24 protein-coding genes, 1 tRNA gene and 1 pseudogene are annotated in these 26196 nt (G+C 62.5%); 16 read left to right on the top strand and 10 right to left on the bottom strand.

Features of this window, described 5'->3' with window-relative positions; translation table 11 throughout:
* The first annotated feature begins 56 nt into the window (after positions 1-56).
* Positions 57-894: pseudogene (locus tag QMK32_RS03715) on the top strand (TIGR03557 family F420-dependent LLM class oxidoreductase).
* A 65-nt stretch (positions 895-959) separates the two neighbouring features.
* Here QMK32_RS03715 and QMK32_RS03710 read toward each other — a convergent pair.
* Positions 960-1033, bottom strand: a tRNA-Pro gene (locus tag QMK32_RS03710).
* 18 nt (positions 1034-1051) lie between these two features.
* On the bottom strand, positions 1052-1990 hold the full coding sequence (locus QMK32_RS03705) for a metallophosphoesterase (RefSeq protein WP_269302872.1): 939 nt from the start codon (positions 1988-1990) through the stop codon (positions 1052-1054).
* A 149-nt stretch (positions 1991-2139) separates the two neighbouring features.
* On the opposite strand from QMK32_RS03705, the gene QMK32_RS03700 reads away from it, so the two are divergent.
* Entirely contained in the window at positions 2140-2604 is a 465-nt protein-coding gene (locus QMK32_RS03700) for a GatB/YqeY domain-containing protein (RefSeq protein WP_084345641.1), read from the top strand.
* A gap of 63 nt (positions 2605-2667) precedes the next feature.
* On the opposite strand, the gene QMK32_RS03695 is transcribed toward QMK32_RS03700, so the two are convergent.
* A complete protein-coding gene (locus tag QMK32_RS03695; protein ID WP_283473181.1) occupies positions 2668-5034 on the bottom strand; it encodes a penicillin-binding protein in 2367 nt (788 codons plus the stop codon).
* 353 nt (positions 5035-5387) lie between these two features.
* On the opposite strand from QMK32_RS03695, the gene QMK32_RS03690 reads away from it, so the two are divergent.
* On the top strand, positions 5388-5705 hold the full coding sequence (locus QMK32_RS03690) for a WhiB family transcriptional regulator (protein ID WP_247596322.1): 318 nt from the start codon (positions 5388-5390) through the stop codon (positions 5703-5705).
* Between the two features lie 25 nt (positions 5706-5730).
* On the opposite strand, the gene bagB is transcribed toward QMK32_RS03690, so the two are convergent.
* Positions 5731-6861 carry an ArsA family ATPase gene (bagB, locus tag QMK32_RS03685; protein ID WP_283473043.1) on the bottom strand — a complete coding sequence of 377 codons (1131 nt, stop codon included), beginning with the start codon at positions 6859-6861 and terminating at the stop codon, positions 5731-5733.
* Positions 6858-7865, bottom strand: a complete 1008-nt coding sequence (bagA, locus tag QMK32_RS03680; protein ID WP_283473041.1) for an ATPase BagA — start codon at positions 7863-7865, stop codon at positions 6858-6860. Before bagA ends, bagB begins: the two co-directional genes overlap by 4 nt.
* A gap of 136 nt (positions 7866-8001) precedes the next feature.
* Here bagA and sp36 point away from each other — a divergent pair, with 136 nt between their 5' ends.
* The 3 genes from sp36 to QMK32_RS03665 are packed head-to-tail and all read left to right on the top strand — an operon-like array spanning position 8002 to position 9481.
* On the top strand, positions 8002-8169 hold the full coding sequence (gene sp36, locus QMK32_RS03675) for a Sp36 family protein (protein WP_088944003.1): 168 nt from the start codon (positions 8002-8004) through the stop codon (positions 8167-8169).
* 5 nt (positions 8170-8174) lie between these two features.
* Positions 8175-8642: a RidA family protein gene (locus QMK32_RS03670; protein WP_269302335.1), complete on the top strand. Its 468-nt coding sequence runs from the start codon at positions 8175-8177 to the stop codon at positions 8640-8642.
* A gap of 56 nt (positions 8643-8698) precedes the next feature.
* Positions 8699-9481 carry an MBL fold metallo-hydrolase gene (locus tag QMK32_RS03665; protein ID WP_283473040.1) on the top strand — a complete coding sequence of 261 codons (783 nt, stop codon included), beginning with the start codon at positions 8699-8701 and terminating at the stop codon, positions 9479-9481.
* 26 nt (positions 9482-9507) lie between these two features.
* Here QMK32_RS03665 and QMK32_RS03660 read toward each other — a convergent pair whose 3' ends face one another.
* Positions 9508-10182 (bottom strand): Crp/Fnr family transcriptional regulator, encoded by a 675-nt coding sequence (locus tag QMK32_RS03660; protein WP_019662947.1) that lies wholly within the window; start codon positions 10180-10182, stop codon positions 9508-9510.
* A 254-nt stretch (positions 10183-10436) separates the two neighbouring features.
* Positions 10437-10697, bottom strand: coding sequence for a hypothetical protein (locus QMK32_RS03655; RefSeq protein ID WP_283473037.1), 261 nt, complete (start codon positions 10695-10697; stop codon positions 10437-10439).
* Positions 10698-10858: 161 nt separating this feature from the next.
* Here QMK32_RS03655 and nth point away from each other — a divergent pair, with 161 nt between their 5' ends.
* The 4 genes from nth to QMK32_RS03635 are packed head-to-tail and all read left to right on the top strand — an operon-like array spanning position 10859 to position 14113.
* A complete protein-coding gene (gene nth / locus QMK32_RS03650; protein ID WP_256895513.1) occupies positions 10859-11545 on the top strand; it encodes an endonuclease III in 687 nt (228 codons plus the stop codon).
* On the top strand, positions 11542-12216 hold the full coding sequence (locus tag QMK32_RS03645) for a TlpA family protein disulfide reductase (protein ID WP_283473036.1): 675 nt from the start codon (positions 11542-11544) through the stop codon (positions 12214-12216). The genes nth and QMK32_RS03645 overlap by 4 nt, the downstream gene beginning before the upstream one ends.
* Entirely contained in the window at positions 12213-12926 is a 714-nt protein-coding gene (locus QMK32_RS03640; RefSeq protein ID WP_283473035.1) for an NUDIX hydrolase, read from the top strand. The genes QMK32_RS03645 and QMK32_RS03640 overlap by 4 nt, the downstream gene beginning before the upstream one ends.
* On the top strand, positions 12923-14113 hold the full coding sequence (locus QMK32_RS03635) for a MarP family serine protease (protein ID WP_283473032.1): 1191 nt from the start codon (positions 12923-12925) through the stop codon (positions 14111-14113). The genes QMK32_RS03640 and QMK32_RS03635 overlap by 4 nt, the downstream gene beginning before the upstream one ends.
* 25 nt (positions 14114-14138) lie before the next feature.
* On the opposite strand, the gene QMK32_RS03630 is transcribed toward QMK32_RS03635, so the two are convergent.
* Both QMK32_RS03630 and QMK32_RS03625 read right to left on the bottom strand, forming a co-directional pair.
* Entirely contained in the window at positions 14139-15068 is a 930-nt protein-coding gene (locus QMK32_RS03630) for an alpha/beta fold hydrolase (RefSeq protein ID WP_283473030.1), read from the bottom strand.
* 26 nt (positions 15069-15094) lie between these two features.
* A complete protein-coding gene (locus QMK32_RS03625) occupies positions 15095-15598 on the bottom strand; it encodes a phage holin family protein (RefSeq protein WP_269302348.1) in 504 nt (167 codons plus the stop codon).
* A 256-nt stretch (positions 15599-15854) separates the two neighbouring features.
* Between QMK32_RS03625 and QMK32_RS03620 the strand changes: the two genes are divergently transcribed.
* Positions 15855-17219: an MFS transporter gene (locus QMK32_RS03620; protein WP_283473179.1), complete on the top strand. Its 1365-nt coding sequence runs from the start codon at positions 15855-15857 to the stop codon at positions 17217-17219.
* A 51-nt stretch (positions 17220-17270) separates the two neighbouring features.
* On the opposite strand, the gene acs is transcribed toward QMK32_RS03620, so the two are convergent.
* Complete coding sequence (gene acs, locus QMK32_RS03615) at positions 17271-19244, bottom strand: acetate--CoA ligase (RefSeq protein WP_283473027.1); 1974 nt, start codon at positions 19242-19244, stop codon at positions 17271-17273.
* 482 nt (positions 19245-19726) lie between these two features.
* Here acs and QMK32_RS03610 point away from each other — a divergent pair, with 482 nt between their 5' ends.
* The 5 genes from QMK32_RS03610 (at position 19727) to QMK32_RS03590 (ending at position 25882) form a co-directional block, all read left to right on the top strand.
* The gene (locus tag QMK32_RS03610; RefSeq protein ID WP_283473025.1) at positions 19727-21355 is read left to right on the top strand and encodes a peptide ABC transporter substrate-binding protein; all 1629 of its coding nucleotides are present in this window, start codon (positions 19727-19729) and stop codon (positions 21353-21355) included.
* A 98-nt stretch (positions 21356-21453) separates the two neighbouring features.
* A complete protein-coding gene (locus tag QMK32_RS03605; protein WP_283473024.1) occupies positions 21454-22380 on the top strand; it encodes an ABC transporter permease in 927 nt (308 codons plus the stop codon).
* Positions 22373-23332: an ABC transporter permease gene (locus QMK32_RS03600; RefSeq protein ID WP_283473023.1), complete on the top strand. Its 960-nt coding sequence runs from the start codon at positions 22373-22375 to the stop codon at positions 23330-23332. Before QMK32_RS03605 ends, QMK32_RS03600 begins: the two co-directional genes overlap by 8 nt.
* A complete protein-coding gene (locus QMK32_RS03595; protein WP_283473022.1) occupies positions 23329-25065 on the top strand; it encodes an ABC transporter ATP-binding protein in 1737 nt (578 codons plus the stop codon). Before QMK32_RS03600 ends, QMK32_RS03595 begins: the two co-directional genes overlap by 4 nt.
* 61 nt (positions 25066-25126) lie before the next feature.
* Complete coding sequence (locus QMK32_RS03590) at positions 25127-25882, top strand: Fic family protein (RefSeq protein ID WP_269302361.1); 756 nt, start codon at positions 25127-25129, stop codon at positions 25880-25882.
* Positions 25883-26196 lie beyond the last annotated feature (314 nt).

The raw sequence follows: 26196 nt of genomic DNA, 5'->3' as shown, positions 1-26196 counted from the left end.
GAAATTCTGGGTCAGTCTTCCGGAGTCACGACTGCGCAACCATCTAGGAGAAACCGATGACCAACTTCGGCTACACATTGATGACCGAGCAGAGCGGTCCCAAAGAACTTGTAAAGTATGCGGTCGGCGCCGAGAAAGTCGGCTTCGACTTCGAGCTACCACCCTGCCGTCGTCGCACAGAAAGCCGCGACCATGCAAATACTCGCCGACGGCAGATTCACGCTCGGACTCGGCAGCGGGGAGAATCTCAACGAGCACGTCGTCGGTGAGGGATGGCCATCGATCGACAAGCGTCAGGACATGTTCGTCGAAGCGTTGGAGATCATCGCGCAACTTCACACAGGCAAGTTGATCACCTACGAGGGTAAGCACTTTCGAGTCGACTCCGCCAAGATATGGGATATGCCCGACGGCGGCATCCCGATCGGAATCGCAGTTTCGGGAGAAAAGTCCATCGAGAGATTCGCTCCGTACGGTGACCATTTGATCGCCGTCGAACCCAATGGCGGCCTGGTGAAGCAATGGACCGAGAAGCACTCGGGACGCTCACGCACCATCGGTCAGATTCCGATCTCCTGGGATCCGGACAAGGATGCGGCAATCGACCGCGCGCACGACCGCTTTCGCTGGTTCGCCGGCGGCTGGGCAGTCAACGCGGACCTCCCGACAACGGCCGGGTTCGCTGGAGCGACGCAATTCGTTCGCAAAGAAGATGTGGCCGAAACAATTCCTTGCGGACCGGACCTCGATGCGATCGTCGAGTCCGTCAAACCGTACTGGGAGGCGGGTTTCACCGACATCGCACTGGTGCAGGTAGGCGACGAAACCCAGGAACGATTCCTCGCCGAGGCCGCAGGTCCGCTGTTGGAGAAGCTGCGCGCTGCTGCGAACTGAGTCGAGAACGCAAAAGTCCTGGCCTTGTGGAAAGGCCAGGACTTTTGTGATTCACCGATACTTTGTCGGGGTGGCGGGATTCGAACCCACGACCTCTTCGTCCCGAACGAAGCGCGCTACCAAGCTGCGCCACACCCCGTGTACCGCCTCGGAGAGTCTAGCTTACGACTGCCTCTGAACGCGAAACGCCCTCGTTCGACCCTTCGCGAGGTCCTTGACGCGGGGCAGGGGTCAGCGTCAGCAGTGTCGCCTCGGGCCTGCAGCAGAACCGGGCCGGGGCATAGGGGGACGTGCCGACACCCGCCGAGACGTGCAGCTGGGTATGTGCGCCCCATTTCGACGGACCCTTCACCCGAGACCGATCGAGCTCGCAGTTGGTGACGAGGGCACCGTAGAACGGTAGGCAGATCTGACCGCCGTGGGTGTGTCCGGCAAGGACCAAGTCGTAACCGTCGTCGGCGAAACGATCCAGCACGCGTGGCTCGGGGGAGTGCGTGATTCCCAGCCGAAGGTCTGCGAGGGGATTCGGTTGGCCGGCGATGGTGTCGTACCTGTCGCGCTTCAGATGAGGGTCGTCGACACCGGCCGATGCGATGCGTACGCCCGCGACTTCGAGTTCTCTGCGCACATGCGTCACGTCGTGCCAACCGCGTTCGGAGAAGGCTGCCCGCAGATCACGCCACGGCAATGCTTCACCGAGTACCTTCTTGTGCTCTTTCTTGAAGTACAGCAGTGGATTCTTCGGTTTGGGCGCAAAGTAGTCGTTGCTGCCGAAGACGAACAGCCCGGGTCGGGACAACAGGGGACCGAGAGCTTGAACGACGGCAGGCACCGAGCGTTGATGCGACAGGTTGTCCCCGGTGTTGACCACCAGATCCGGTTCCAGGCTGTCGAGTTCGCGGAGCCAATTCTGCTTCGAACGCTGGCCGGGCATCATGTGCAGATCGCTGATGTGCAGCACCCGAAGCGAAGACGAACCAGGTTCCAGCACTGCCATCGACGTCTCCCGCAATGTGAAGGCATTACGTTCGACGAGAGTCGCATAACCGATACCCAGTGCCGCCGCGCCGGCTGTCGCAATCGCTGCGCTTCTGATGGGGGCCTCCGAGGCAGCGGCGCGAGTACGTTCTGCTGCTGCGAGGAGTCGGGCCGATGTAGTGATTTTCACGGACACGTCTTCCACGATACGTCAGGTGGTGCAATCGACGTGCGGGCCAGGGCAGTGCCCGCGTAGCGTTCTGATACATGTCCGAACTGAAGTCCCAGCTGCGAACCGACCTGACCACCTCCATGAAGGCCAGAGACAAACTTCGAACCGCGACCATCCGCATGCTCCTTGCCGCGATTCAAACCGAGGAAGTATCCGGCAAACAAGCCCACGATCTCACCGACGACCAGGTAATCAAGATTCTTGCCAAGGAATCGAAGAAGCGCGGTGAGTCCGCAGAGATCTATACCCAGAACGGCCGAGGTGAGCTGGCGGCGACCGAACATGCCGAGGCGCAGATCATCGACGAATACCTGCCGACGCCATTGACCGACGCAGAACTGGCCGATATTGCGGACACCGCACTCGCCCAGGTCGCCGAGCAATTGGGTGAGCGTCCCGGGATTCGGCAGATGGGTCAGGTCATGAAAGTCGCGACCGAACTCGCCAAGGGCAAGGCCGACGGCACTCGGATCTCGAAGGCGGTCAAGGACCGCTTGTAATCTCGATCGCTGGGAATCCATCGCACGAAGCACACCCTCGTACTTCGTGCGATGGATCCCGCTCTAGCGGGGTGCTGTAAGCCCGGGTATGGCCGGGATCGGAAGGTTCGGCGGTATTGCCGGAATCTGGATGTTGGGAAGCTCCGGTAGTGCTGGAAGCGACGGAGCCGGTGGCGCCTGTCGAACGGATCCATCGCTCACGTAAATCGTGATCATCGCACCGGGGATAGCCGATCCCGAGGGGGACATTCCGGTGACCGTTCCTCGTGCTGCAGTGTCGGACGTGCTCACCACGGTTACCTGAAAACCTGCGGCCTGCAGGGTCGCGGTAGCGGACGACTGGGTCGAACCGGTCACGTCGGGAACCTGACCGTTGGCGGATCCACGAACGTATTTCTGATCGACGGCAGGTAGCGAGACCGGTCCGAAGTTGTTGGCGACCGGGTTGACGGCCTCGTACCAGGTACGAGCCGGCTCGTTGCCGCCGTACAGGTTTCCGTCGCCACACGGGCGCAACGGGAACGAGCAGATTTCACCGGGGCTCGGGGAGTCTCCATAGGTGTATACCGCGGCGGCGTAATTGTTGGTGTAACCGAGGAAGCCCGAGGACATGTGCGACTCGGTAGTGCCCGTCTTACCGGACATCGGCAAGGTCCAACCCACCGATCCTGCAGCGGATGCGGATGTGCCACCGGGCTGGTCGTCCTTGCTCATCGCATTGGACAGGGTGTTGGCCAAGCCGGGCTCGACGACCTGCTCGCATGCCTGCTGCGTCACAGGTACTTGCTTGCCCTTACGGTCGAACACCGAATCGATCGGTGTCGGTGGGCACCACTTGCCCGAAGACGCGAGGGTTGCCGCCACATTCGACAACTCGAGTGGATTGACCCAGGTGGGTCCGAGGGTGAAGGAGCCGAGATTCTGGTTTTTCTGGAAGTCGGCCATACTCCGCTCGTCGAAGCCGGATGTGCTCGGTGCAGCGTAGGACCGTAGGCCGAGGCGCACCGCCATGTCGACCGTCGGCGTCACTCCGACGGACTCGATCAACTTGACGAACGCCGTGTTCGGAGACTTCGCCAGTGCATCGGTAACCGAGAGTGACGCAGGGTAGTCACCGACGTTCTCGACGCAATACGTGTTTGCGGGGCAACCCTTTGCGCCGCCGTCGCCCATGCCTCGGACCTCGGCGCGTCTGGGAACCTGCAGGGTTGCGCTGGTGCCGAGGCCGCGCTCCATGGCGGCGGCTGTCGTGAACACCTTGAAGATGGATCCTGCGCCGTGTCCGACGAGCGAATACGGCTGCGGCTGCACCGTTTCGTCTGCACCGGAATCGAGACCGTACGTTCGGCTGCTGCCCATTGCCAGGATGCGATGGGCATCCTGGCCGGGTGCGATGACATTCATGACGGTCGCGACACCGTCGAGTGTCGGTTTGGTATTGGCCACCAGCGAGGCTTTGGTCGAGTTCTGCACAACGGGATCGAGGGTGGTCTTGATCAAATATCCACCCTGGTCGATCTGCTCTCGGCTGATACCTGCATTGGCAAGATATTGCAGCGCGTAGTCGCAGAAGAACCCGCGGTCGCCGGCAGCAATGCACCCGCGGGGGAGGATTTGCGGTTCGGGGAGCACACCGAGCGGCTCGGTTCTCGCGGCCTGGAACTCCGTGGCGCGTTCTGGGATGTTCTGGATCATCGTGTCCAGGACGGTGTTGCGCCGATCGAGGACGCCCTGTTCGTTGGTATACGGATTGAGCGCCGAACTCGACTGCACCATGCCCGCGAGCATGGCCGACTGCCTGGCGTCGAGCTCGCTGGCGTCGATGCCGAAATAGGTCTGTGCGGCGTCCTGAATCCCGAACGACGAGTTACCGAACGGGACGAGGTTCAGATAGCGGGTGAGGATCTCGTCCTTGGTCAGCTCTTTGTCGAGGGTGAGCGCCATCCGGATCTCGCGGATCTTGCGAGCGGGCGTCGTCTCGATAGCTGCCCGACGCTCGGCGTCGGTCTTGGCCACGACGAGCAGGTGATAGTTCTTGACGTACTGCTGATCCAGAGTCGACGCGCCCTGTTCGACCTGACCGCTGCTCGTGTTGGTCAGAAACGCGCGCAGCGTTCCCTGCCAGTCGACGCCCTTGTGTTCGGCGAACCGTTTGTCCTCGATCGAGACGATAGCGAGTTTCATCTCGTTCGAGATCTTCTCGCTCGGCACTTCGAATCTGCGCTGCTCGTACAACCACGCAATGGGGTTGCCTGCACTGTCGACCATGGTCGAGACCGCAGGGACGGACCCCTCGACCAATTCGGCCGAAACATTGTCGACGGTATCGGCCGCACGGTTGGATGCGTATCCGAACCCGCCTGCCAGCGGAAACATGACGCCGGCCAACAACGCACCCGCAAGGGCTGAACATCCGGCGAGCTTCGCCACGGTTTTTCCAACTGACACAGGCACAGCGTACGTGGACGACGCCGTCTCTCCCAGTGGACACGGATCTGCGGGCTCGACTTGTGCCCGTTCGCGGGCTTCGATCTCCGCCGCGGCTCTTCGGGTTTTCGCTGAGCCGCAGGTAGAGACGGGCGTACCAGAAAGTTCCCCCGCCCGTCTTGCGTTCGGGACGCATTTTACCTAAATTGTGAGCACGGTGTGATTCACATAACACTTGTATATGAATGTGGGGCAGCTCCTAGGTCGATGTGCTTCGAGGTGAAGTTCGAGGTCGAAAGAGCTTGTGGAACGTCCAGCGAGGATGTTCGAACTGCAAAGGGGATCCGCACATGAACATGACAGCAGCGCCGACGCGGCTCGATGTGGAAGAAGCCGAAGCGCGTATTGCGTGGGTGGCGCAGGCAAGGTGCTCGGGCATGGACCCGGACCAGCTATTCGTGAGGGGGGCAGCGCAGCGCAAGGCCGCAACGATCTGCAGGCACTGCCCTGTGTTGATGCAGTGCGGCGCAGATGCGCTGGACAATCGCGTCGAGTTCGGGGTGTGGGGCGGGATGACGGAGCGTCAGCGACGCGCGCTGCTCAAGCAGCATCCCGAGGTCGACTCGTGGTCCGAGTTCTTCGAAAGTCAACGACAGACACAAGCAGCCATCTGAGGCGGCTCTCTCGTCGCGTTGTGCGCTATGCGGTTCCGGTGAGTTGGTCGGCCACAGCGCGTAGGGCATGAAGGTCCGAGACTTCGAAGGGCAGGGACGGGACCCCGACGATGGGGACCCGGGGATGAGCCGCTGTGAAGCGGCGGAGCAGTCGGAGCTCGCGCGTGGCGGTCACCGCGCGAGCCGCGTGGATTCGCAGCACTGCAGCGGTCAGAACAGCTGAGGCGTCGTCGTCATCGTCCAGCTGGTCGGCGGCCGTGGCGGCATGATCGGCGGGCAACGCCGACAGGGTCGGATGGGTTCGATTGAGGATCAGCCCCGCCAACGGCATGCCCTCGCTGCTGAGGCGATCCACGAAGAACGCAGCCTCACGCAACGCGTCGGGTTCGGCCACAGCGACGACCACGAAGCTTGTCCCGCTCTCACGCAGCAATTGATAGGTGAGTGTCGCGCGTTCCCTGAATCCGCCGAACATCGAATCCAGTGATTGAACGAACGCCGACGCATCGTTGAGCATCTGGCTCCCGATGACCGTCGAGACTCCTCTCAACGCCAAACCCATCGCGCTGGTGACGATCCTCGTCAATCCTCGACCGGGCGCCATCAGTAGGCGGATGAATCGACCGTCCAGGAACGATCCGAGGCGCTGCGGGGCGTCGAGGAAGTCGAGAGCGTTGCGCGACGGCGGAGTGTCGACGACGATGAGATCCCACGTCGAATCGGCCGCGAGCTGCCCTAGTTTCTCCATCGCCATGTATTCCTGCGTGCCGGAGAACGAGGATGCGACAGTTTGGTAGAAAGGGTTGGCCAACACCTGTTCCGCTTTTTCCGGCGTCGAGTGCTCGATGACCATCTCGTCGAATGTTCGACGCATATTCAGCATCATTGCGTGCAGTTCGCCCGTGGCGCCCGCCGCGAGTGTTACCGGCTGCGGAGTGTTGTCGAGTTCGCCGACACCGAGGGCCTGCGCGAGTCGTTTGGCTGGATCGATGGTGAGCACCACGACCTTCCTGCCCTGCTCGGCCGCGCGAAGGGCCATCGCTGCTGCCGTGGTCGTCTTGCCGACTCCGCCGGCGCCACACACCACCACGATGCGTGAGGAGTTCTCGAGGAGGATTCTGGAGACGTCGAGGACATCCGTTGCGGGAGAGCTCATTTGACACCCTGTTCTGTGAGCTTGGCTGCTAGTTCGTACAGTCCGCCGAGGTCGATTCCCCCGCCGAGCATCGGCAGATGCATTCGTGCCGTGTCCAGCTCGTCGAGTTGGCTTCCGCTCTCCACCTGCGCGGCCAGGGTCGAAGCATGTTCGATCGTTTCCGTGAGAAGGCCGGCAAAGTCGCTGTCGGACAATGCTATTCCAGCTCGCTTCAGTCCCTGCTGGATCAGCTCGGCGTCGATGACGCCATCGGCTGCGTCCGCGAGTGCTTCCGGCGGAAGGAAGGTCGGCTCCGTTCGGTTGACGATGACGGTTCCCAGCCTCAGATCTGCGGCCTCGAGTTCCCGGACGGCGTCGGCAGTTTCCTGCACCGGAAGAGCCTCGAGCAGTGTCACGAGATGGACGACGGTCTTTGCCGAATGCAGCAGGCGGACAACGCCTTCGCTCTGCGATCGGACCGGGCCGCCCTTGGCTAAATCCGCCATCGCTTTGGTCACGTCGAGAAAATTGCCGATGCGCCCGGTCGGCGGTGAATCGACGACGACCTCGTCGTACGCGCGGTTTCCGGCCCTGTCCGTTCTGACTACGCACTCCTTCACCTTGCCGGTGAGGAGAACGTCACGTAGACCGGGTGCGATGGTCGTCGCGAACTCTATGGCGCCGATCTTGCGCATCGCTCGTCCGGCGAATCCGAGGTTGTAGAACATGTCGAGATATTCGAGAAATGCCGTCTCGATGTCGATGGCGAGGGCGAAGACCTCACCGCCTCCTTCTGCCGAAGCGACGCGGGTTTCGACGGGCGGTAGCGGCGGCACGTCGAAGAGTTGTGCGATGCCCTGCCTACCCTCGACCTCCACCAGCAGTACGCGTCGACCGCCCGCTGCGAGTGACAGTGCGAGAGCGGCGGCCACCGTCGACTTACCGGTGCCGCCTTTGCCGGACACGAAGTGCAAGCGAGCGGCCGCGGCCTTGTCCGGCCAAGCTGACAAACTGGAAGTTCCCACAGCACGACCATATAGACGAATCACTCATTGGCTCCCGAGAACACGGCCGAGCCCACCGTCTCCGGCTGTGACGTGGTCCGTCACCTATGCCGGATGGGGCACCACTGCATCCTCGATGCCGACTAGGCTCGTCGGTATGAGCGAAAAGATTATCTGGGAATACTTCACCGCACCGGTTCTGATTCACGCCACGAAGCAGATTCTGGACAACTACGGTTCCGAGGGCTGGGAGCTCGTGACCATCATGTCGGGTCCCAATGGCGGGGACTCGCTCGTGGCGTACTTCAAGCGCCCGAAGGCCTGATCGGTATGGCCGACTGGTCCGCGAGACTGGCCGAACTGGGCATCGAACTGCCCGCCGTCGTCCCGCCGTTGGCCGCGTACGTGCCGGCGGTTCGGACGGGAATGTACGTCTACACCTCCGGTCAGCTCCCGATGGTCGACGGCAAGTTGACCTGCATCGGCAAGGTCGGTGCGGAGGTCTCTCCGGAGGACGCCACAGCAGCAGCGCGGACGTGCGCACTCAACGCGCTGGCAGCGATCCACTCGCTCGTCGGGATCGATCGCATTGCGCGCGTAGTCAAAGTTGTCGGCTTCGTTGCGTCGGCGGCCGGCTTCACCGGCCAACCTCCGGTAATGAACGGGGCGTCGAACCTGCTCGGTGAAATCTTCGGGGATGCAGGCGTGCATGCGCGTTCTGCGGTCGGTGTAGCCGAGTTGCCTCTGGGTGCAGCAGTCGAGGTCGAGCTCATCGTCGAGCTCACACCCGAGGCCTGAACGCCGCGAGGTAAAGATCCTCGTGCCACTTCATCTCTTCGTCCTAAGGTACGTCTATGACCCTTGCTCACCCTGCCTACGGAAAGCTACGACAGGTGACCGACACAGCTGCTGTGTTGCTCGCCGACAATCCGGGCAAGATGACGCTCGATGGCACCAATACGTGGATTCTCCGCGCCCCTGGCAGCCGGGACTGCGTCGTCGTCGACCCCGGTCCGAAGGACTCCGAGCATCTCGACGCGGTTGTCGGGGCGGGCAACGTGGTTCTCGCGCTTGTTACGCATCGGCATCGGGACCACACGGCAGGGCTGAAGAGGTTTCACCGGAAGAGTGGCGCGCCGATCCGAGCCTTCGAGTCCAAGTACGTCCATGGCGACACCTCTCCGTTGACCGACGGAGAGGTGATCGTCGCGGCCGGCCTGTCAATCTCGGTGCTGGCGACACCGGGGCACACAGCCGATTCGTTGTGCTTCGTCCTCGATGACGCGGTCCTGACCGGTGACACGATTCTGGGACGCGGAACTACGGTGCTCGATCCGAAAGACGGCACCCTCGCCGACTACCTGGCCTCGCTCGACCGCCTCGAAGAAGTGGGTGAGGGCAAGGTAGCTCTGCCTGGGCACGGCGCCGAGATCGCCGACTTCCCCGAGGCAGTGAGGTTCTACCGAAAGCACCGACTCGAACGGCTGGACCAAGTTCGTGCAGCACTGCACGAACTTGGTGCCGATGCGAAGCCGATGCAGGTGGTCAAGCATGTCTACTCGGACGTTGACAAGAAGCTGTGGCCTGCCGCCCGCATGTCCGTCAAAACACAGCTGGCGTACCTACGCGATAGCTAGCAGTGTTTCCAGCGAGCTGTGCGGTTCTAGCGTGCTCGCCGAGCGAGGCGCTCGGAGTCCGAGATCAGCACGCTCTTGCCTTCGAGGCGCAGCCATCCGCGGTGCGCAAAATCGGCCAGTGCCTTGTTGACGGTCTCACGTGAGGCGCCGACGAGCTGGGCGATCTCTTCCTGCGTCAGGTCGTGGGTGACACGAAGTGACCCGGCTTCCTGGGTTCCGAATCGCTGAGCGAGCTGAAGTAGCGCTTTGGCGACGCGTCCGGGCACATCGGTGAAGATGAGGTCCGCGAGGTTGTTGTTGGTGCGACGGAGCCGACGGGCCAGCACGCGAAGAAGCTGCTCGGCAATCTCCGGACGCTGATCGATCCACGCTTTCAGAGCGTCGCGGTCCATGCTGACGGCACGGACTTCGGTGACCGTCGTCGCCGTGGACGTACGCGGGCCCGGGTCGAAAATCGAGAGCTCACCGAACATGTCCGACGGGCCCATGATGGTCAGCAGGTTTTCGCGGCCGTCCGGGGAGCGGCGGCCGAGCTTGATCTTGCCGGAAACGATGATGTACAGCCGATCACCAGGCTCGCCCTCGTTGAAGACCACGTGTCCTCGGGGGAAATCGACTGGCTGCAACTGCTTGGTCAGCGCTGCTACCGCAGAGGGTTCGACTCCTTGGAAGATGCCGGCCCGTGCCAGGACGTCGTCCACTTGCGCTCCTTTTGGGATGTCGTCGATACAGGTTTCCGGATCGACAAGGCGTTTTTACACGGCGCAGGTTGCGTACCCGAAGGCCAGCAACGCCACACCAATAATTGAACATGACAAGAATCTCGGTGAAGTCTACTTCGCCGAGTCCGATATCGAGTGATCGGCGCCACGGAACCCTAGAAGAGAATGAATGGACCAGGGGTAGTTCACCGGATCTTCATCTCGAAACGGGCATGCCGGACGTTACGTACCGCTCAGCTTGCGCGCTGGTCCACCAATGCGCCGGCATCCTTCACCACATGGGGGCGGCTCTTGCGGTCGTTGAGTTTGGCGAGAGCGTTGGGGAAGCCGTCGTTTGCGAGCGTTGCCACCTCGGAACTACTGGCCTGATCGAGAAACTCCTCGACGTCGTGCTCACGAACCGCCAGCTTGCTCAGCTTGCCTTCGACGCGCTCCATAGCGAGCGAGAAGAGCATTAGGAGTACTGGAAAAAGCACTACGGCGAGTCCATGCATACGGGGAAGTTAACACCGAAAAAGTCTCGATAAGAACACAGGGCGAATTAGATGCCGATTCTTGTCCGTACAGTTGTGGAGTGGATTCGACAGCCTCGAAGGCCTTCGACGTGCGTAAACGCGAAGAGACAAGACTTGGGCTCGTCAGACGCGCCCGCCGGATGAATCGGGAGCTGGGGAGGGCGTTTCCGCATGTGTACTGCGAACTCGACTTCACGACCCCCCTCGAACTTGCCGTCGCAACGATCCTGTCGGCCCAGTGCACCGACAAGCGCGTAAATCTCGTCACGCCTGCTTTATTCGTGAGATATCGCACTGCGCGCGACTACGCCGAAGCGGACAGAACGGAACTGGAGGAGTACATCCGCACAACCGGCTTCTACCGCAACAAGACGAACTCACTGATCGGCCTAGGAGCCGCACTGCTCGAGCGGTTCGACGGGGAAGTGCCTGCCAATCTGAAGGACCTGGTGACCCTTCCCGGCATCGGTCGTAAGACGGCCAATGTGGTCCTCGGAAACGCATTCGACGTCCCCGGCATCACCGTCGATACCCACTTCGCTCGACTCGTCCGACGCTGGCAATGGACTGACTTGGAAGACCCGGTCAAGATCGAACACGCCGTCGGCGAACTCATCGAGCGCAAGGAATGGACTTTGCTCTCGCACCGGGTGATCTTTCATGGACGCCGCGTATGCCACGCCCGGAAGCCGGCCTGCGGGGTGTGCATTCTGGCCAAGGACTGCCCGTCCTACGGAATCGGTCCGGTGGACAAGACGCAGGCCGCGGCTCTGGTCAAGGGTCCGGAGACCGAACATCTCCTCGCGCTCGCCGGAATCACACCGTGAACAAATCTGCACTGCGCTGGTCGCTGCTGGCACTGATCGTCGTCGTCGGGATGATCTATGCCCTGTGGCCGCGCGATACGAACCCGGGTCTGCAACCGCCGATCGGTGGCCTCGCTACGGGCCAAGGGCCCACCGTGGGCTCTGCGGGTGGTTCCGTCGATTCCATCGAAGGGCTCGCCTCGCTTCGCGAGCGGGCACAGTTGGAGCCCTGCCCGACTCCCGATCCAGGATCACCCGCACCGGCAGGCCCGTTGACGGGGATCGTGCTCGAGTGTGTCTCGGACGGCAGCAGCATCGACGTCGGCCAAGCACTGGCAGGTAAGCCCGCCTTGATCAATCTGTGGGCGTACTGGTGTGGGCCGTGCGCTGAGGAACTCCCTTATCTTCAGCAGTACGCCGACAGTGTGGCCGACCGTCTGACCGTCCTGACCGTGCACCAGGACCGCAACGAAGGCAACGGCCTCGCCAAGCTCGCCGACTACGGCGTATCGCTGCCCGGTGTCCAGGACGAAGCCGGCCGCATAGCAGCAGCCGTCGGCGCTCCGCCCGTCCTCCCGGTATCGATTCTGATCGACGCGGATGGCAATGTCGCCAAGGTGCTGCCGCAACCGTTTCGAAGTGTCGAAGAGATAGCAGATGCAGTCGAGAACGATCTCGGACTCGCGCGATGAGCGCCCCGGAGTGGCTTCGCGGTGTCGTCGAGGCGGTCGGCGGTGAACGCGGCTTGCTGGACACGACAGGCATCAACCCGGTACTGCAGCGCACTGCCGCGGCCGGTGAGTCGACGCGTCCGGCATCGGTCCTCGTACTGTTCGGTGGCTCGCCCGAGCCGGACCACACCTCGCGGGGCGGACTCCCCGCCGACGCGGATGTGCTGCTGACCCAGCGAGCGTCGACGCTGCGCCAGCACAGCGGACAGATCGCGTTCCCCGGTGGCGCTACGGACCCCGGCGACGTCTCACCGGTCGCAACAGCTCTGCGCGAAGCCGAAGAAGAAACCGGTTTGGATCCTGCAGGTGTGCAACCGCTCGCGACGATGCCGGGCATCTATGTCCCGCCGTCACGATTCGACGTCGTCCCAGTGCTTGCATACTGGCGAAGGCCGAGCGAAGTTCGTGTTGTCGACACCGGCGAGTCCGCCCGAGTGGTTCGGGTACCGATCCGCGCACTGCTCGATCCCGACAACCGTTTCCAGGTCCGCCACCCGGCGGGTTATCAGGGTCCGGCATTCGCCGTCGACGGAATGCTGGTGTGGGGATTCACCGGCGGTATCCTGGCGGGCCTGCTCGCAGTGTCCGGTTGGGAGACGGAGTGGGATACCGGCGACATTCGTGATCTGGAGGCCAGCTTGGCAGCTGTAGGAGCGGGGCTCGATCAGTGAGCGGGTCCGGATGGGTAGATCTCGTCGTCCTCGCGGTGGCGCTGCTGGCAGCGATGTCGGGATGGCGACAAGGTGCAGTGGCGTCGGCGTTGGCATTTCTCGGTGTGGTGCTCGGTGCCGTCGCGGGAATTCTGATCGCGCCGCATGTTCTGTTGCACGTCGACGGCGCTCGAATGCGAGTATTCGTCGGAATCGCGCTGATCGTGGTGTTGGTGATCGTCGGTGAGGTATCGGGCATGGTGCTCGGCCGTGCGTTGCGCAGTGGAATACATTCGCGCGGCGCTCGCTCGGCCGACAGCGTCGTCGGCGCCGGCCTGCAAGCCATGGCCGTTCTCGCTGCCGCATGGTTGCTCGCTATTCCGTTGACGTCGTCCTCGCAGCCCGAAGTTGCCGGCGCGGTTCGTGGCTCCAAGGTGTTGGGCAAGGTCGACGAAGTGGCCCCACAATGGCTTCGTGAAGTACCCAAGGAATTCTCGGCGCTGCTCGACACCTCGGGTCTTCCCGACGTCATCGGACCGTTCGGCAAAACCCCGGTAGCGGAAGTATCCGACCCGGACCCGGCGCTGCAGACGAACCCCCTGGTGGATCAGATGCGTGCCAGCGTCCTCAAGGTCAGCGGCCTGGCTCCGAGCTGCCAGAAGGCGTTGGAGGGCTCCGGATTCGTCGTAGCCCCCGAGCTTGTGATGACCAATGCGCATGTCGTCGCCGGCACCGAAGGCGTCACCGTCGACTCGGTGGGCACGGTGTTCGACGCCGAGGTCGTGCTCTTCGATCCCCAGGAAGACGTGGCGATCCTGCGGGTACCGGGTCTTCGCGCTCCGGTGTTGAACTTCGCGCCCGACCCGGCCGTCACCGGAGACAGTGCACTGGTCCTGGGATACCCGGGCGGCGGGCCGTACACGGCAAGCGCCGCCCGCATCAGAGAAACTTTGAACTTGAAGGGCCCGGACATCTACCGAACCGGAACGGTTCAACGCCAGGTCTACACCGTGCGAGGCAGCGTGCGGCAGGGCAATTCGGGTGGCCCACTCGTCGCGGAAGACGGACAGGTCCTCGGGCTCGTCTTCGGTGCTGCCGTCGACGATCCCGACACCGGATTCGTGCTCACCGCACCCGAAGTATCCGACGAGCTCGAGCAGAGCCTCGAGAGCCCGGTCGCAGTCGGAACAGGCAACTGCATTCTCTAGGTCGGATGCGGGGTACGCGTCGAACCTAGAGCGCCAACAAGGCCAACAACTGTGCGGTGACTTCGGCAGGAGCTTCCTGATGCGCGTAATGACCGGCCCCGAGCACCGTGTGTAAGCGCTGATCAGGGGCCCAGCGGGTCTCGGTGGCTACCGATCGAGGTAGCACGTACGGATCGAGTTCGCCTCTGATCTGGAATACCGGAATACGCAACCGGGTGCCCATGGCCTGCATGAACTTCCGTCCGTCGGAACGAAATTGACTTCGAAATGCCCATCGTTGGTACTCCAAGGCGCTGTGTGCCGCTCCTGGAATGCACATCGCCGAGCGCATCTGCGTCGCTGCCTCGACGAACTCGTCCGAGTCCTGCCAGCCGGCTCCCGACCGCGCTCGGAGGAGCTGCTCGACGGCGGCACCGTTGTGTTTGGTCAGCGTGCGTTCGGGCACCAGCGGCACCTGGTATCGCAAGAACTGCGGGAGCAGTGCAGCTCGTTGGGACTTGTTGCGCAGGACTGCCCGGCGCAACGCGATGGGATGCGGGGACCCGACCAACCCGATCGACCGGACCATTCGGGGATGCAGCGCGGCAGTAGCCCAGCACACCAGACCGCCATCGGCGTGCCCGACGAGAGTCGCCTCGCCGTATCCCAGCGCTCGGATCAAGCCGACGACATCGCCGGCCAGCGTCCACCCGTCGTATCCACGCGGTGGCTTGTCGGTGTCTCCGTATCCACGGAGGTCGACAGCCACAGCGCGGAACCCTGCCTCGGTCAGCGAGGTCAGTTGGTGACGCCACGACCACCAGAAATCTGCGAAGCCGTGCAGGAGAACTACGAGCGGGGCATCGGCAGGCGCGTCGTCGGCCTCGACGACGTGGAACCGGATGCCGTTGGCATGAATGTCGCGGTGTGTCCACGGACCGGCGAACCGAACAGTGGACGGATCAGGCCGAGTCATTCTTTCTTGCCCCGCTACCGACGTCGCTATTGCTTGTACCCGGGAATTGCCGGTGTCGACCCGTGCTGGTGCGGCAGGACAGTCGAGGCCTGCTTGAGCGATTCGATCGTCTTCTCCGGCTTACGGAGCTTCTTGACGCGCCGGTAGCCGAGGAACCCGAGCAGGGCAGCCACGAGCAGCATGAAAACGAACACGATGAGGAAGGCGGCCCACCGCGGCAACCAGATATCGAGTGTCTCGGCCAAGAAGAAGAAGAAGAAAAACGCGCTGAAGACGACGACTGCCAGAGCAAGGATGAAGAAGAGGCTGCCCTGTAGGCCCTTCTTGATCTCGCCTGTGACCTCGGCCTTGGCCAGTGCGACCTCGGCGCGGACCAGCGTCGACACCTGCGTCGTCGCATCCTTGACAAGGTTCCCGATGCTGCCGGTACCTGGTGCGCGGTGGTCTACTTCCGTCAGTGGAATGGACGAAATCGTGTTCGGCACCCCGTCCGGATAAGCACTGCCATTACCGCGATTGGTCACGCTCAACTTCTCGACCCCTCCACTTGCTGGTGCTGATTGATTCCGAGATGTCGTCTTGCGACTCCGTCTCGACGGCATTCTTCGGTTAACACTAGTGCCGACCCGACGCACTCTGCCTCACAGTCGGAACTCGCCCTGTGATGGCGCTCTCAGATTAACGGTGAATGCTTCGGCGGTGTATTCGGGCATCGGCTGTAATTCTCAGGTTTTCATCAGGTAATTTGCGCTCTACATACCCCCCTCTTCAGGAGTCCTAACCGTGATCACTACCTCGGCCGTCCCAAGCGACGCCACCGCTGCTGCCCCGGAGGTACCGCGGTCTCGCATCGTCGTCGCATCCATGGTCGGCACGTCGATCGAATTCTTCGACTTCTACATCTACGCGACTGCCGCAGTATTGGTCTTCCCCAAGTTGTTCTTCCCCGCGGGTAACGAGACGACCGCGCTGCTGGCATCGTTCGCGACGTTCGGACTCGCTTTCGTCGCACGCCCCATCGGATCGGTTCTGTTCGGCCATTTCGGCGACCGCATCGGGCGTAAAGCGACGCTCGTGGGTTCACTGCTGACGATGGGCGCGGCGACCTTCGCGATCGGATTGCTGCCCACCTATGCAGCGGCAGGCCTGTGGGCGCCCGCACTGCTCGCGATCATGCGGTTCACGCAGGGTGTGGGACTCGGCGGCGAGTGGAGCGGCGCAGCATTGCTCGCGACCGAAACAGCCAAGCCCGGCAAGCGAGCCTGGGCCGCGATGTATCCGCAGTTGGGTGCACCGATCGGTTTCTTCTTCGCCAACGGGATCTTTCTGCTTTTGGTCGTCACCACCGGCTACGACTCCGCAAACTCCGCAACGGACCACGCATTCCTCACGTGGGGATGGCGTGTGCCGTTCCTGCTGAGCGCCGTCATCGTCATCATCGGTCTGTACGTGCGACTCAAACTGGAAGAGACGCCTGTGTTCAAGCTGGCCGTCGCGCGTGGGCAGAAGGTGAAGACTCCGCTGGCCCAGGTCTTCCGTACGAGCTGGCGCCAGCTGATCCTCGGCACGTTCATCATGCTCGCCACTTACACGCTCTTCTACATCATGACGACCTGGGTGGTCAGTTACGGCACCGGCAAAGTCTCCGACGCAGGTGGCCCGAAGATCACCATCGCGTATACCGATTTCCTCGAGCTTCAGCTGATCGCAGTGCTCTTCTTCGCGGCACTGATTCCGGTGGCAGGTTTGCTCGCCGACAAATACGGTCGGCGCCCGACCCTCATCATCGTCACGATTGCGATCATTGCGTTCGGTCTGTCGTTTCACTGGTTCGCCGCACCGGAAAGCGCGACAGCCGGTCGGATGCTCGTGTTCATGTGCATCGGACTCGGATTGATGGGTCTGACCTTCGGTCCGATGAGTGCCGTGCTGCCCGAACTCTTCCCGACCAACGTGCGCTACACGGGCTCGGGAATCTCGTACAACACCGCGTCGATCCTCGGTGCGGCAGTGGCGCCGTTCATCGCGACCTGGCTGGTGAGCAGCTACGGCGTCGGATGGGTCGGGGTCTACCTTGCCGTCGCCGCGGTGCTGACGTTGATCGCGTTGATCCTGATGAAGGAAACCCGCGATCAGTCACTGACGGACTAGGGCGTGAATGGGCATACATCCCTCGCGGGGCGTATGCCCATTCACCGGTCGCTAGCGACCCTTCTTGATCGAATCGAAGACCTTCGGATCGACGAGAGTCGAGACGTCACCGAGTTCGCGGCCTTCGGCAACATCGCGCAGCAGGCGTCGCATGATCTTGCCGGAGCGAGTCTTGGGTAGTTCCGGAACAATCGAGATCTCGCGGGGGCGGGCGATCGGCGAAATCTCCTTCGATACCTGAGCTTTGAGCTCCGCGATCAGGTCGTCACCGGTGTTCTCGATGCCTGCGCGCAGAATCACGAACGCGACGATGCCCTGACCGGTGGTCTCGTCGGCAGCACCGACAACTGCCGCCTCGGCGACGCCGTGATGGCTCACGAGCGCTGATTCCACCTCGGAGGTGGAGATCCGGTGGCCCGAGACGTTCATGACATCGTCGACGCGTCCGAGGACCCACAATGCGCCGTCCTCGTCGTACTTGGCGCCGTCGCCCGCGAAGTACCAGCCTTCTTCGGCGTAGCGGGACCAGTACGTGTCCTTGTATCGCTCCATGTCACCCCAGATGCCGCGGAGCATCGCCGGCCACGGCTCGTCGAGGATCAGATATCCGTTGCCGCCATTGCCCAGTGGCTTTGCGTCGTCGTCGACGATCTTGGCGGAGATCCCTGGAAGCGGGGCCATCGCGGAGCCGGGCTTGGTGGATGTCACGCCGGGCAGCGGTGAAATCATGATCGCACCGGTCTCGGTCTGCCACCAGGTGTCGACGATGGGTGCGGTACCGCCGCCTACGACGTCGCGGAACCAACGCCACGCCTCCGGGTTGATCGGTTCACCGACGGAGCCGAGCAGCCGGATCGACGTCAGGTCGTGTGCCTCGGGAATCTCTTTGCCCCACTTCATGAATGTACGCACGAGAGTGGGGGAGGTGTAGTAGATCGAGACCTTGTACTTCTCGATGACATTCCAATGCCGGTGCTCGTCAGGGGAATTCGGGGTGCCCTCGTAGACGACCTGCGTCGCGCGGTTCGAGAGCGGACCGTAGACGATGTACGAGTGGCCGGTAACCCAACCGACGTCGGCGGTGCACCAGTAGACATCCTTGCCTGGCTTGTGGTCGAACACATTGTGGTGCGTGTACGAGGTCTGAGTCAGGTAGCCACCGGAAGTGTGCACGATGCCCTTCGGCTTACCCGTCGTGCCGGAGGTATAGAGAATGAACAGTGGGTGCTCGGCCGGGAACGGCTGAGCCTCATGCTCTTTCGAAGCCTGAGCGACGCTCTCGTGCCACCAGATGTCGCGGCCTTCGGTCCAGGCGACCTCGGAGTCGGTCCGCTTGACGACCAGCACGTGTTCGACTGACGCGGCAGCGTTCTCGAAGGCACTGCCTTGTGCGCCGTCGACGGCGGTGTCGACGGTGTCCTTGATCGGTGCGGGCTTACCGCGGCGCCACTGCCCGTCCGTGGTGATGACGAGTTTGGCTTCGGCGTCGTCGATGCGTGAACGCAGTGCCGTGGCGGAGAAGCCGGCGAAGACGACCGAATGCGTCAAGCCCAGGCGGGCGCAGGCGAGGATCGAGATGATGGCTTCGGGGATCATCGGCATGTAGATGGCGACGCGGTCGCCGCAGACCAGTCCGAGGTCGGTCAGGGTGTTGGCCGCTTGACTGACCTCTGCGAGCAGGTCGGCGTAGGTGAGGTCGCGGCTGTCACCGGGTTCGCCTTCCCAGTGAATGGCAACCTGCTCGCCATGGCCGTCGAGGACGTGTCGATCGACGCAGTTGTAGGCGACGTTGAGCTTTCCATCGGCGAACCATTTGGCGACGGGAGCGTCGGACCAGTCGAGCACCTCGGTGAACGGGGTATGCCAGTGCAGTCGGCGTGCCTGCTCGGCCCAGAACGCGAGGCGGTCCTTCGCGGCGACGTCGTAGAGATCTGCTGTGGCATTCGCCTGCGCGGCGAATTCCGCCGACGGCGGGTAGGTCTCCTCGGCGGCAGTGTCGTGGTCACCGGAGGTGCTGGTCGTCATCTCGAATGGCTCTCTTTCGTCGTGGTTCTCTTCGCGCTCGGGCGGCTACCTATGCCATCACGAACGAGCTGAACAGTCGCTCTGCAGCCTCCGCGCGAGCCCTTGTGAGGGTAGTCACATGTGAGGGCTGTCGCACCGTTGCATTCGCTTGCAACCCTCTGATCTGCGGTAATCGGTAGGTTTCGAGCGATGGACGGTCCAGAGTGCGGTTCAGTCGGAGAGGTTGTCGGGAGATCGCTCTCACCACGTGGGAAATCGGTTGCCGAATCGTTTCGAACATGTTGCGAGCCTGTGCGAGCGTCTCCTGTTTCTGGGGGAGTTCACAGGTTCGTTTCAGGGTGTGGTTGAAGTTTCGATTATTGGATCGTTGCTTCGGCTCCTCGAGCTGTGGCCGGCGGTCGCCCCACATACCCCCGTGGGCGTGACGCCCCGGGGTCGATCACGGTTGACACCGTGGTCAAACCAAAGATGGAGGATTTGTCTTGCGCAGAACACGCATCGCGACAGCTGCGGTTGCAGTGGTCGTGGGAGCGGCGCTGGTGACGGCGTGCTCATCGAGTGATTCGACCAGCGGCGGTGGGTCCGGTGACGGCGCTGCAATCATCAACGCGTGGAGTGGGGAGCCGCAGAATCCGCTGGTTCCCACCAATACGAGTGAAAACACCGGTGGGCGAGTCGTGGACTCGGCCTTCGCCGGACTGGTTTCGTACACCCCCGAGGGCGGTATCGAGAACGAGGTCGTCGACTCGATCGACTCCGCCGACGGCCAGAACTACACCGTGACGTTGAAGGACGGCTGGGAGTTCACCAACGGCACGCCGGTGACAGCGAAATCCTTCGTCGACGCCTGGAACTACGGCGCGCTGTCCACCAATGCGCAGCTGCAAGGCTCGTTCTTCGACCCGATTCTCGGCTACGACGAGGTCGCTGCCGAGAACCCGACGGTCCAGACGATGTCCGGCCTGAAGGTCGTCGACGACAAGACGTTCACCATCGAGCTCGAGCAGCCCGAGGCAGCGTTCCCCGATCGCCTCGGCTTCGCCGCGTACTACCTGCTGCCCGAGGTCGCATACGCCGACATAGCAGCGTTCGGGGAGAACCCGATCGGCAACGGACCGTACAAGTTTGCGCAGGAAGGTGCGTGGCAGCACAACGTCCGCATCGATCTGGTGACCAATCCGGACTACGAAGGCAATCGCAAGCCCGCCAACGGCGGCATCAACTTCATGCTCTACAGCAACCTCGACACCGCGTACACGGATCTTTTGTCGAACAACGTCGACGTCCTCGACCAGGTCCCGTCCAGTGCAGTGACGACGTTCGAGTCGGATCTGCCCGGCCGTACGGTCAATCAGCCGTCCGCGAGCATCGAAACCTTCACCATCCCGGGCCGTCTGCCGCACTTCGGTGGCGAAGAGGGTGTGCTGCGTCGTCAGGCGATCTCCAAGGCGATCGATCGCGATCAGATCACCAAGCAGATCTTCAACAACACCCGTACGCCTGCACAGGATTTCACCAGCCCCGCCATCGCAGGCTGGACCGGGGATCTCAGTGACGTCGACAACGTCGACTACGACAAGGACGGCGCCAAGGCGCTGTGGGCGCAGGCCGACGCCATCGCGCCGTGGTCCGGTAGCTTCGCCATCGCCTACAACTCCGATGGCGGACACCAGGAATGGGTCGACGCAGTCAGCAACAGCATCCGCAACACCCTCGGTATCGAGGCACAGGGCGCTCCCTACCCGACGTTCGCGCAGTTGCGGACCGAAGCCACCAACCGCACCATCCCGACGGCGTTCCGTTCGGGCTGGCAGGGTGACTACCCGCAGCAGTACGGCTTCCTTGCCCAGAACTACCAGACCGGTGGCAGCTCCAACGACGGCGAGTACTCCAACCCCGAGTTCGATCGTCTGCTGCGTGAGTCGGCAGGCGAGACCGACAAGGACAAGGCGCAGGACCTGATCAACCAGGCACAGGAGATCCTTCTGAACGATCTGCCTGCGGTACCGACCTGGTACCGCAACGCGGCCAGTGGCTGGTCGGAGAATGTCACCAACGTCAAGATCGGTTGGGACGGAGTCCCGATCTACAGCCAGATCGAGAAGAACTGATCTTTTCTCACGGCTCTTGATTCAGCCTCGCTCGCCTCGTACGACGCCCACGCTGAATACCGCTGTGACGTCCTCCTTCCTCCTAAGGAGGTGATCCGGTGCTCTGGTACATCGGACGCCGAATACTTCAGATGGTTCCCGTTTTCATCGGGGCCACATTCCTGATCTACGCAATGGTCTTCCTGCTCCCAGGGGACCCGATTGCTGCGCTCGCCGGAGACAAGGCGATCAGCCCCGCGGTGGCCGACCAGCTGCGCGCACGCTACAACCTCGATGAGCCGTTCATCGTGCAGTATCTGCTGTATCTCAAGGGCATCTTCACCTTCGATTTCGGTATGTCGTTCTCGGGCCGCCCGGTCAGTGAAGTTCTGCTGCAAGCGTTCCCGATCACCGCGAAACTTGCTGCCATGGCACTCGTGATCGAAGGCGTCTTCGGTATCGGCTTCGGTCTCATCGCCGGTCTACGTAAGGGCAAGCTCTTCGACAGCTCGGTCCTCCTCGTCAGCCTCGTCATCATCGCCGTCCCGATTTTCGTCATCGGCTTCCTCGCGCAGTTCTTCATCGGGATCAAATGGGGCATAGTGCCTCCCACAGTCGGTGGCAACACAAGTTTCAAGAACCTGCTGCTGCCGGCGTTCGTGCTCGGTTCGGTGTCGTTCGCCTACGTGGTCCGGCTGACCCATACCTCGGTGGCAGAAAACCTGAGTGCCGACTTCGTCAGAACAGCGACAGCCAAAGGCCTTTCACGCAGGCGAGTCGTCAACGTTCACGTGCTACGCAACTCGTTGATCCCCGTCGTCACGTTCCTCGGTGCCGATCTTGCTGCCCTCATGGGTGGCGCGATCATCACCGAGGGCATCTTCAACATCAACGGCGTCGGTGGCACCATCTACCAGGCGGTCATCAGGGGCGAGGCGCCCACGGTCGTCTCGTTCGTGACGGTCCTGATCGTGGTCTACCTCATCGCGAATCTCGTCGTCGACCTCCTGTACGCCGCGCTCGACCCAAGGATCCGCTATGCCTAACACGACTCCCGAAGGCGGACGTGAGGTCCGTCAAGCACGCTTCGTGGAATCCGACGAAGTTGTCGACGTCAGCCAGACCGACGTCGTGAACATCGACGAGGCTCCCACGAGTATCTGGAAGGATGCTTGGCACAGTCTGCGCAAGCGCCCGCTCTTCATCATCTCGGCCATCATCATCTTCGTGGTCATCTTGGTCGCAGCGTTTCCGAGCCTGTTCACCAATACCGATCCGCGCTATTGCGACCTGGCGTTCAGCATGCAGGGCCCCGGATCCGGTCACATTTTCGGGTTCGACCGTCAAGGCTGTGATATCTACTCCCGAGTTATCTTCGGCGCGCGGGCGTCGGTGGTCACCGGAGTGGGTGTCACGTTCCTGGTGGTCATGGTCGGAGTTCTCTTCGGTGCCTTCGCAGGCTTCTACGGGGGCTGGGCCGACGCTCTGCTGTCACGGTTGACGGATATCTTCTTCGGTGTCCCGCTCATCCTCGCCGCAATCGTGCTCATGCAGTTGTTCACCGACCGGACGATTTTCACCGTCATCGTCGTGCTGGCGTTGTTCGGCTGGCCGCAGATGGCTCGTATCACTCGCGGAGCGGTACTGTCGGCCAAGAGCTACGATTACGTCATGGCATCCCGTGCGCTCGGTGTATCGAAGGTGCGCACCTTGATTCGGCATGTACTGCCGAACTCGATGGCGCCGATCATCGTCATCACGACGATTTCGCTCGGCACGTTCATCGTTGCCGAGGCCACCCTGTCGTTCCTCGGTATCGGTCTACCGCCGACCGAAGTGTCCTGGGGTGGCGACATCAGTGCAGCCCAGGTCACTCTTCGTCAGGGATCGACGATTCTGTTCTACCCCGCTGCCGCGCTGGCGATCACCGTGTTGGGCTTCATCATGATGGGTGATGCGTTGCGCGACGCCCTCGATCCCAAGGCACGGAAGCGATGAGCGAACACGAAGGAGAAGTTGCGATGAGTGAGCAGCCGTTGCTCGACATCAAGGACCTCGAGGTGTCGTTCCAGTCCAATTCCGGTGCGGTACCAGCTGTTCGCGGCGTCAGCCTGACGGTCTATCCCGGCCAGACGGTAGCGATCGTGGGCGAGTCCGGCAGTGGCAAATCCACGACCGCGCACGCGATCATCAATCTCCTACCGGGCACCGGCAAGGTGACTGCGGGCGAGATCTGGTTCGACGGAAAGAATCTGACGAACCCGAAGGAGAAGGACTTCGTCGCGATCCGCGGAAGCCAGATCGGGTTGGTTCCGCAGGATCCGATGTCGAACCTGAACCCGGTGTGGAAAATTGGCTACCAGATCGAAGAAGCGTTGGCGGCCAACGGAATCGCCAAGGGGAAAGTGGCACGAGCCCGTGCCGTCGAACTCCTCGACGAGGCTGGGTTGACGGACTCGGAGAAGCGTGTCAATCAGTACCCGCACGAATTCTCCGGTGGTATGCGCCAGCGGGCGTTGATCGCAATCGGATTGTCCGCGCGACCCAAACTGCTGATTGCCGACGAGCCCACCTCCGCTCTCGATGTCACGGTCCAGCGTCAGATCCTCGATCACCTCGAGGGGCTGACGAAGGAACTGGGCACAGCGGTACTGCTCATCACTCACGACCTCGGCCTCGCGGCTGAGCGGGCGTCTCATCTGGTCGTCATGAGCAAGGGCCGAATCGTGGAATCCGGCCCGGCGCTCGAGATTCTGCAGAATCCGCAGCATCCGTACACCCAGAAGTTGGTCGCTGCGGCGCCATCGCTTGCGTCGCAACGGCTGAAGTCCTCGGTGGTGCGTGGGGACATCGTCGCGCATGCGAAGCAAGCTGCCGAGGAGGTCGCCGCCGAGAAAACTGTCCACGGTGAAGGCGATTTCGAACCAGCAAAAGATACTGTGCTCGTGGTCGACAAGCTGACCAAGGAGTTCAAGCTTCGTGGTGGCAGTCCCTTCAAGTCGACGGTGTTCACTGCCGTCAAGGACGTCGCGTTCACCGTTGCAAGAGGCACGACGACCGCCATCGTCGGTGAATCAGGATCCGGTAAATCGACTGTGGCACAGATGGTCCTGGGTCTCTTGGAGCCGACGGCCGGGTCCGTCGAGTTCGACGGACGTGACGTCGCGGGCTTGAACAACAAGGATGCCTTCGCGTTCCGACGTCGTGTACAGCCGATCTTCCAGAACCCCTATGGGTCGCTGGATCCGATGTACTCGATCTACCGCACTATCGAGGAGCCGCTGCGGACTCACAAGGTCGGCAGCAAGAAAGAGCGCGAAGCTCGGGTCCGTGACCTGTTGGACAAGGTGGCGTTGCCGACTTCGGTCATGCGCCGATTCCCGAACGAGCTTTCCGGTGGCCAGCGCCAACGCGTAGCTATTGCGCGCGCGCTGGCTCTCTCGCCGGAGATGGTGATCTGCGACGAGGCCGTGTCGGCTCTCGACGTTCTCGTTCAGGCGCAGATTCTCTCCTTGTTGAACGATCTGCAGGCTGAGCTCGGTCTGACATATCTCTTCATCACGCACGACCTTGCCGTGGTGCGACAGATCGCCGATGACGTGCTCGTCATGCGATCGGGAGAGATCGTCGAGGCGGCCACGACCGACGAGGTGTTCGACAACCCGCAGCAGGAGTACACGCAGCGCCTGCTCGCCGCCATCCCCGGCGGTTCGGTCCAGCTCGGCGTATGACGGTCGGCTGGGGCAGTCCGGCGAGTCCGCTCCTGCCTGCGAGGGGGTACCGTCGCCTATCGTGACGGACCCTCTCGCCCCGCTGCTCGAACTCCCCGGTGTCATCGACGCCGCCGAGCGAGCCCGCGACGCACTCGGAGCAGTACATCGGCACAAGACGAACCGCCGGGGCTGGCCTGCCACAGCCGCAGAAGCCGCGGTGCGCGCTGCTCGATCGTCGTCCGCCCTCGAAGGCGGATCGATGGATTTCCCGCGCGAAGGTGAGGACGGCGACCCGATTCTGGCAGGTGCTTTGCGGGTAGGCGCGGCGCTCGACGGGGATGCGCTGTCGATCATGCTGACGACGTGGAAGAGCGCGCCGCTTCAGGCGCTCGCTCGACTCCATCTGCTTGCCGCGGCAGACCTGGTCGAGGACCAGTCCGCACTCGGGCGACCACGTTCGGACGGCGGGATCGGTGAGCGTCTGGACTTCCTGGCCCAGCTGGTCACCGGTGGATCTTCCGCCCCGGCGCCGGTCATCGCGGCGATCGTGCACGGTGAGCTGTTGACGTTGAAGCCGTTCGAGTCGGCCGATGGTGTCGTCGCCCGGGCAGCGTCTCGGCTCGTGGCCGCGTCTTCGGGTTTGGACCCGCACAATCTGGGAGTACCCGAAGTGAGTTGGCTGCGCCGATCGCAGGCCTACCGAGACGGAGCGGCAGGGTTCGCCTCCGGTACTGCCACCGGTGTCGGCAGCTGGGTCATTCTCTGCTGCGGTGCACTCGAGGCCGGGGCGATGGAAGCGACGTCGATCGCTGAGGCTGCAGTCTCCAACAAGTAACACCTTGCCCGGCGTACGGAGGACTGTGTCGGCGCAGTCAAAAGGGCGGCGCCGCCGACCTGAGTCGACTTCGCCGCCCGTTAGCACGGACTGCCGGGTAACCAAGCGTGCATTGGTGGGCTGTCACGATCACGAGGATCGCATGGCCTCGGCGATGGTCCGGTGAGGTAGGAGGTCATCCCTGCAACCGGTGCAGGGTTCTTGCTGCTACTTCCCGAATCTCGCAGACCCACAGCGCTTTTGCCATGTCAGCGGCGAGCTCAGCGTGGGTGCCTGGTGTCCGTGCTGGGAATCGCGGTTGGGAGAGGGAACCT

Origin of the sequence: Rhodococcus sp. H29-C3 (assembly GCF_030063405.1) — a bacterium.
Taxonomy (GTDB): Bacteria; Actinomycetota; Actinomycetes; order Mycobacteriales; family Mycobacteriaceae; genus Rhodococcoides.
This window is presented reverse-complemented; position numbering and strand designations above follow the sequence as displayed.

Bases quoted from the DNA above. Each gene is read 5' to 3' on its own strand.
- QMK32_RS03630 (WP_283473030.1), bottom strand. From the start codon at position 15,068: ATGACTCGGCCTGATCCGTCCACTGTTCGGTTCGCCGGTCCGTGGACA.
- acs (WP_283473027.1), bottom strand. From the start codon at position 19,244: ATGACGACCAGCACCTCCGGTGACCACGACACTGCCGCCGAGGAGACC.
- bagB (WP_283473043.1), bottom strand. From the start codon at position 6,861: ATGAGCTCTCCCGCAACGGATGTCCTCGACGTCTCCAGAATCCTCCTC.
- QMK32_RS03670 (WP_269302335.1), top strand. From the start codon at position 8,175: ATGGCCGACTGGTCCGCGAGACTGGCCGAACTGGGCATCGAACTGCCC.
- QMK32_RS03595 (WP_283473022.1), top strand. From the start codon at position 23,329: ATGAGCGAACACGAAGGAGAAGTTGCGATGAGTGAGCAGCCGTTGCTC.
- QMK32_RS03690 (WP_247596322.1), top strand. From the start codon at position 5,388: ATGACAGCAGCGCCGACGCGGCTCGATGTGGAAGAAGCCGAAGCGCGT.
- sp36 (WP_088944003.1), top strand. From the start codon at position 8,002: ATGAGCGAAAAGATTATCTGGGAATACTTCACCGCACCGGTTCTGATT.
- QMK32_RS03655 (WP_283473037.1), bottom strand. From the start codon at position 10,697: ATGCATGGACTCGCCGTAGTGCTTTTTCCAGTACTCCTAATGCTCTTC.
- QMK32_RS03665 (WP_283473040.1), top strand. From the start codon at position 8,699: ATGACCCTTGCTCACCCTGCCTACGGAAAGCTACGACAGGTGACCGAC.
- QMK32_RS03700 (WP_084345641.1), top strand. From the start codon at position 2,140: ATGTCCGAACTGAAGTCCCAGCTGCGAACCGACCTGACCACCTCCATG.
- QMK32_RS03600 (WP_283473023.1), top strand. From the start codon at position 22,373: ATGCCTAACACGACTCCCGAAGGCGGACGTGAGGTCCGTCAAGCACGC.
- QMK32_RS03640 (WP_283473035.1), top strand. From the start codon at position 12,213: ATGAGCGCCCCGGAGTGGCTTCGCGGTGTCGTCGAGGCGGTCGGCGGT.
- nth (WP_256895513.1), top strand. From the start codon at position 10,859: ATGAATCGGGAGCTGGGGAGGGCGTTTCCGCATGTGTACTGCGAACTC.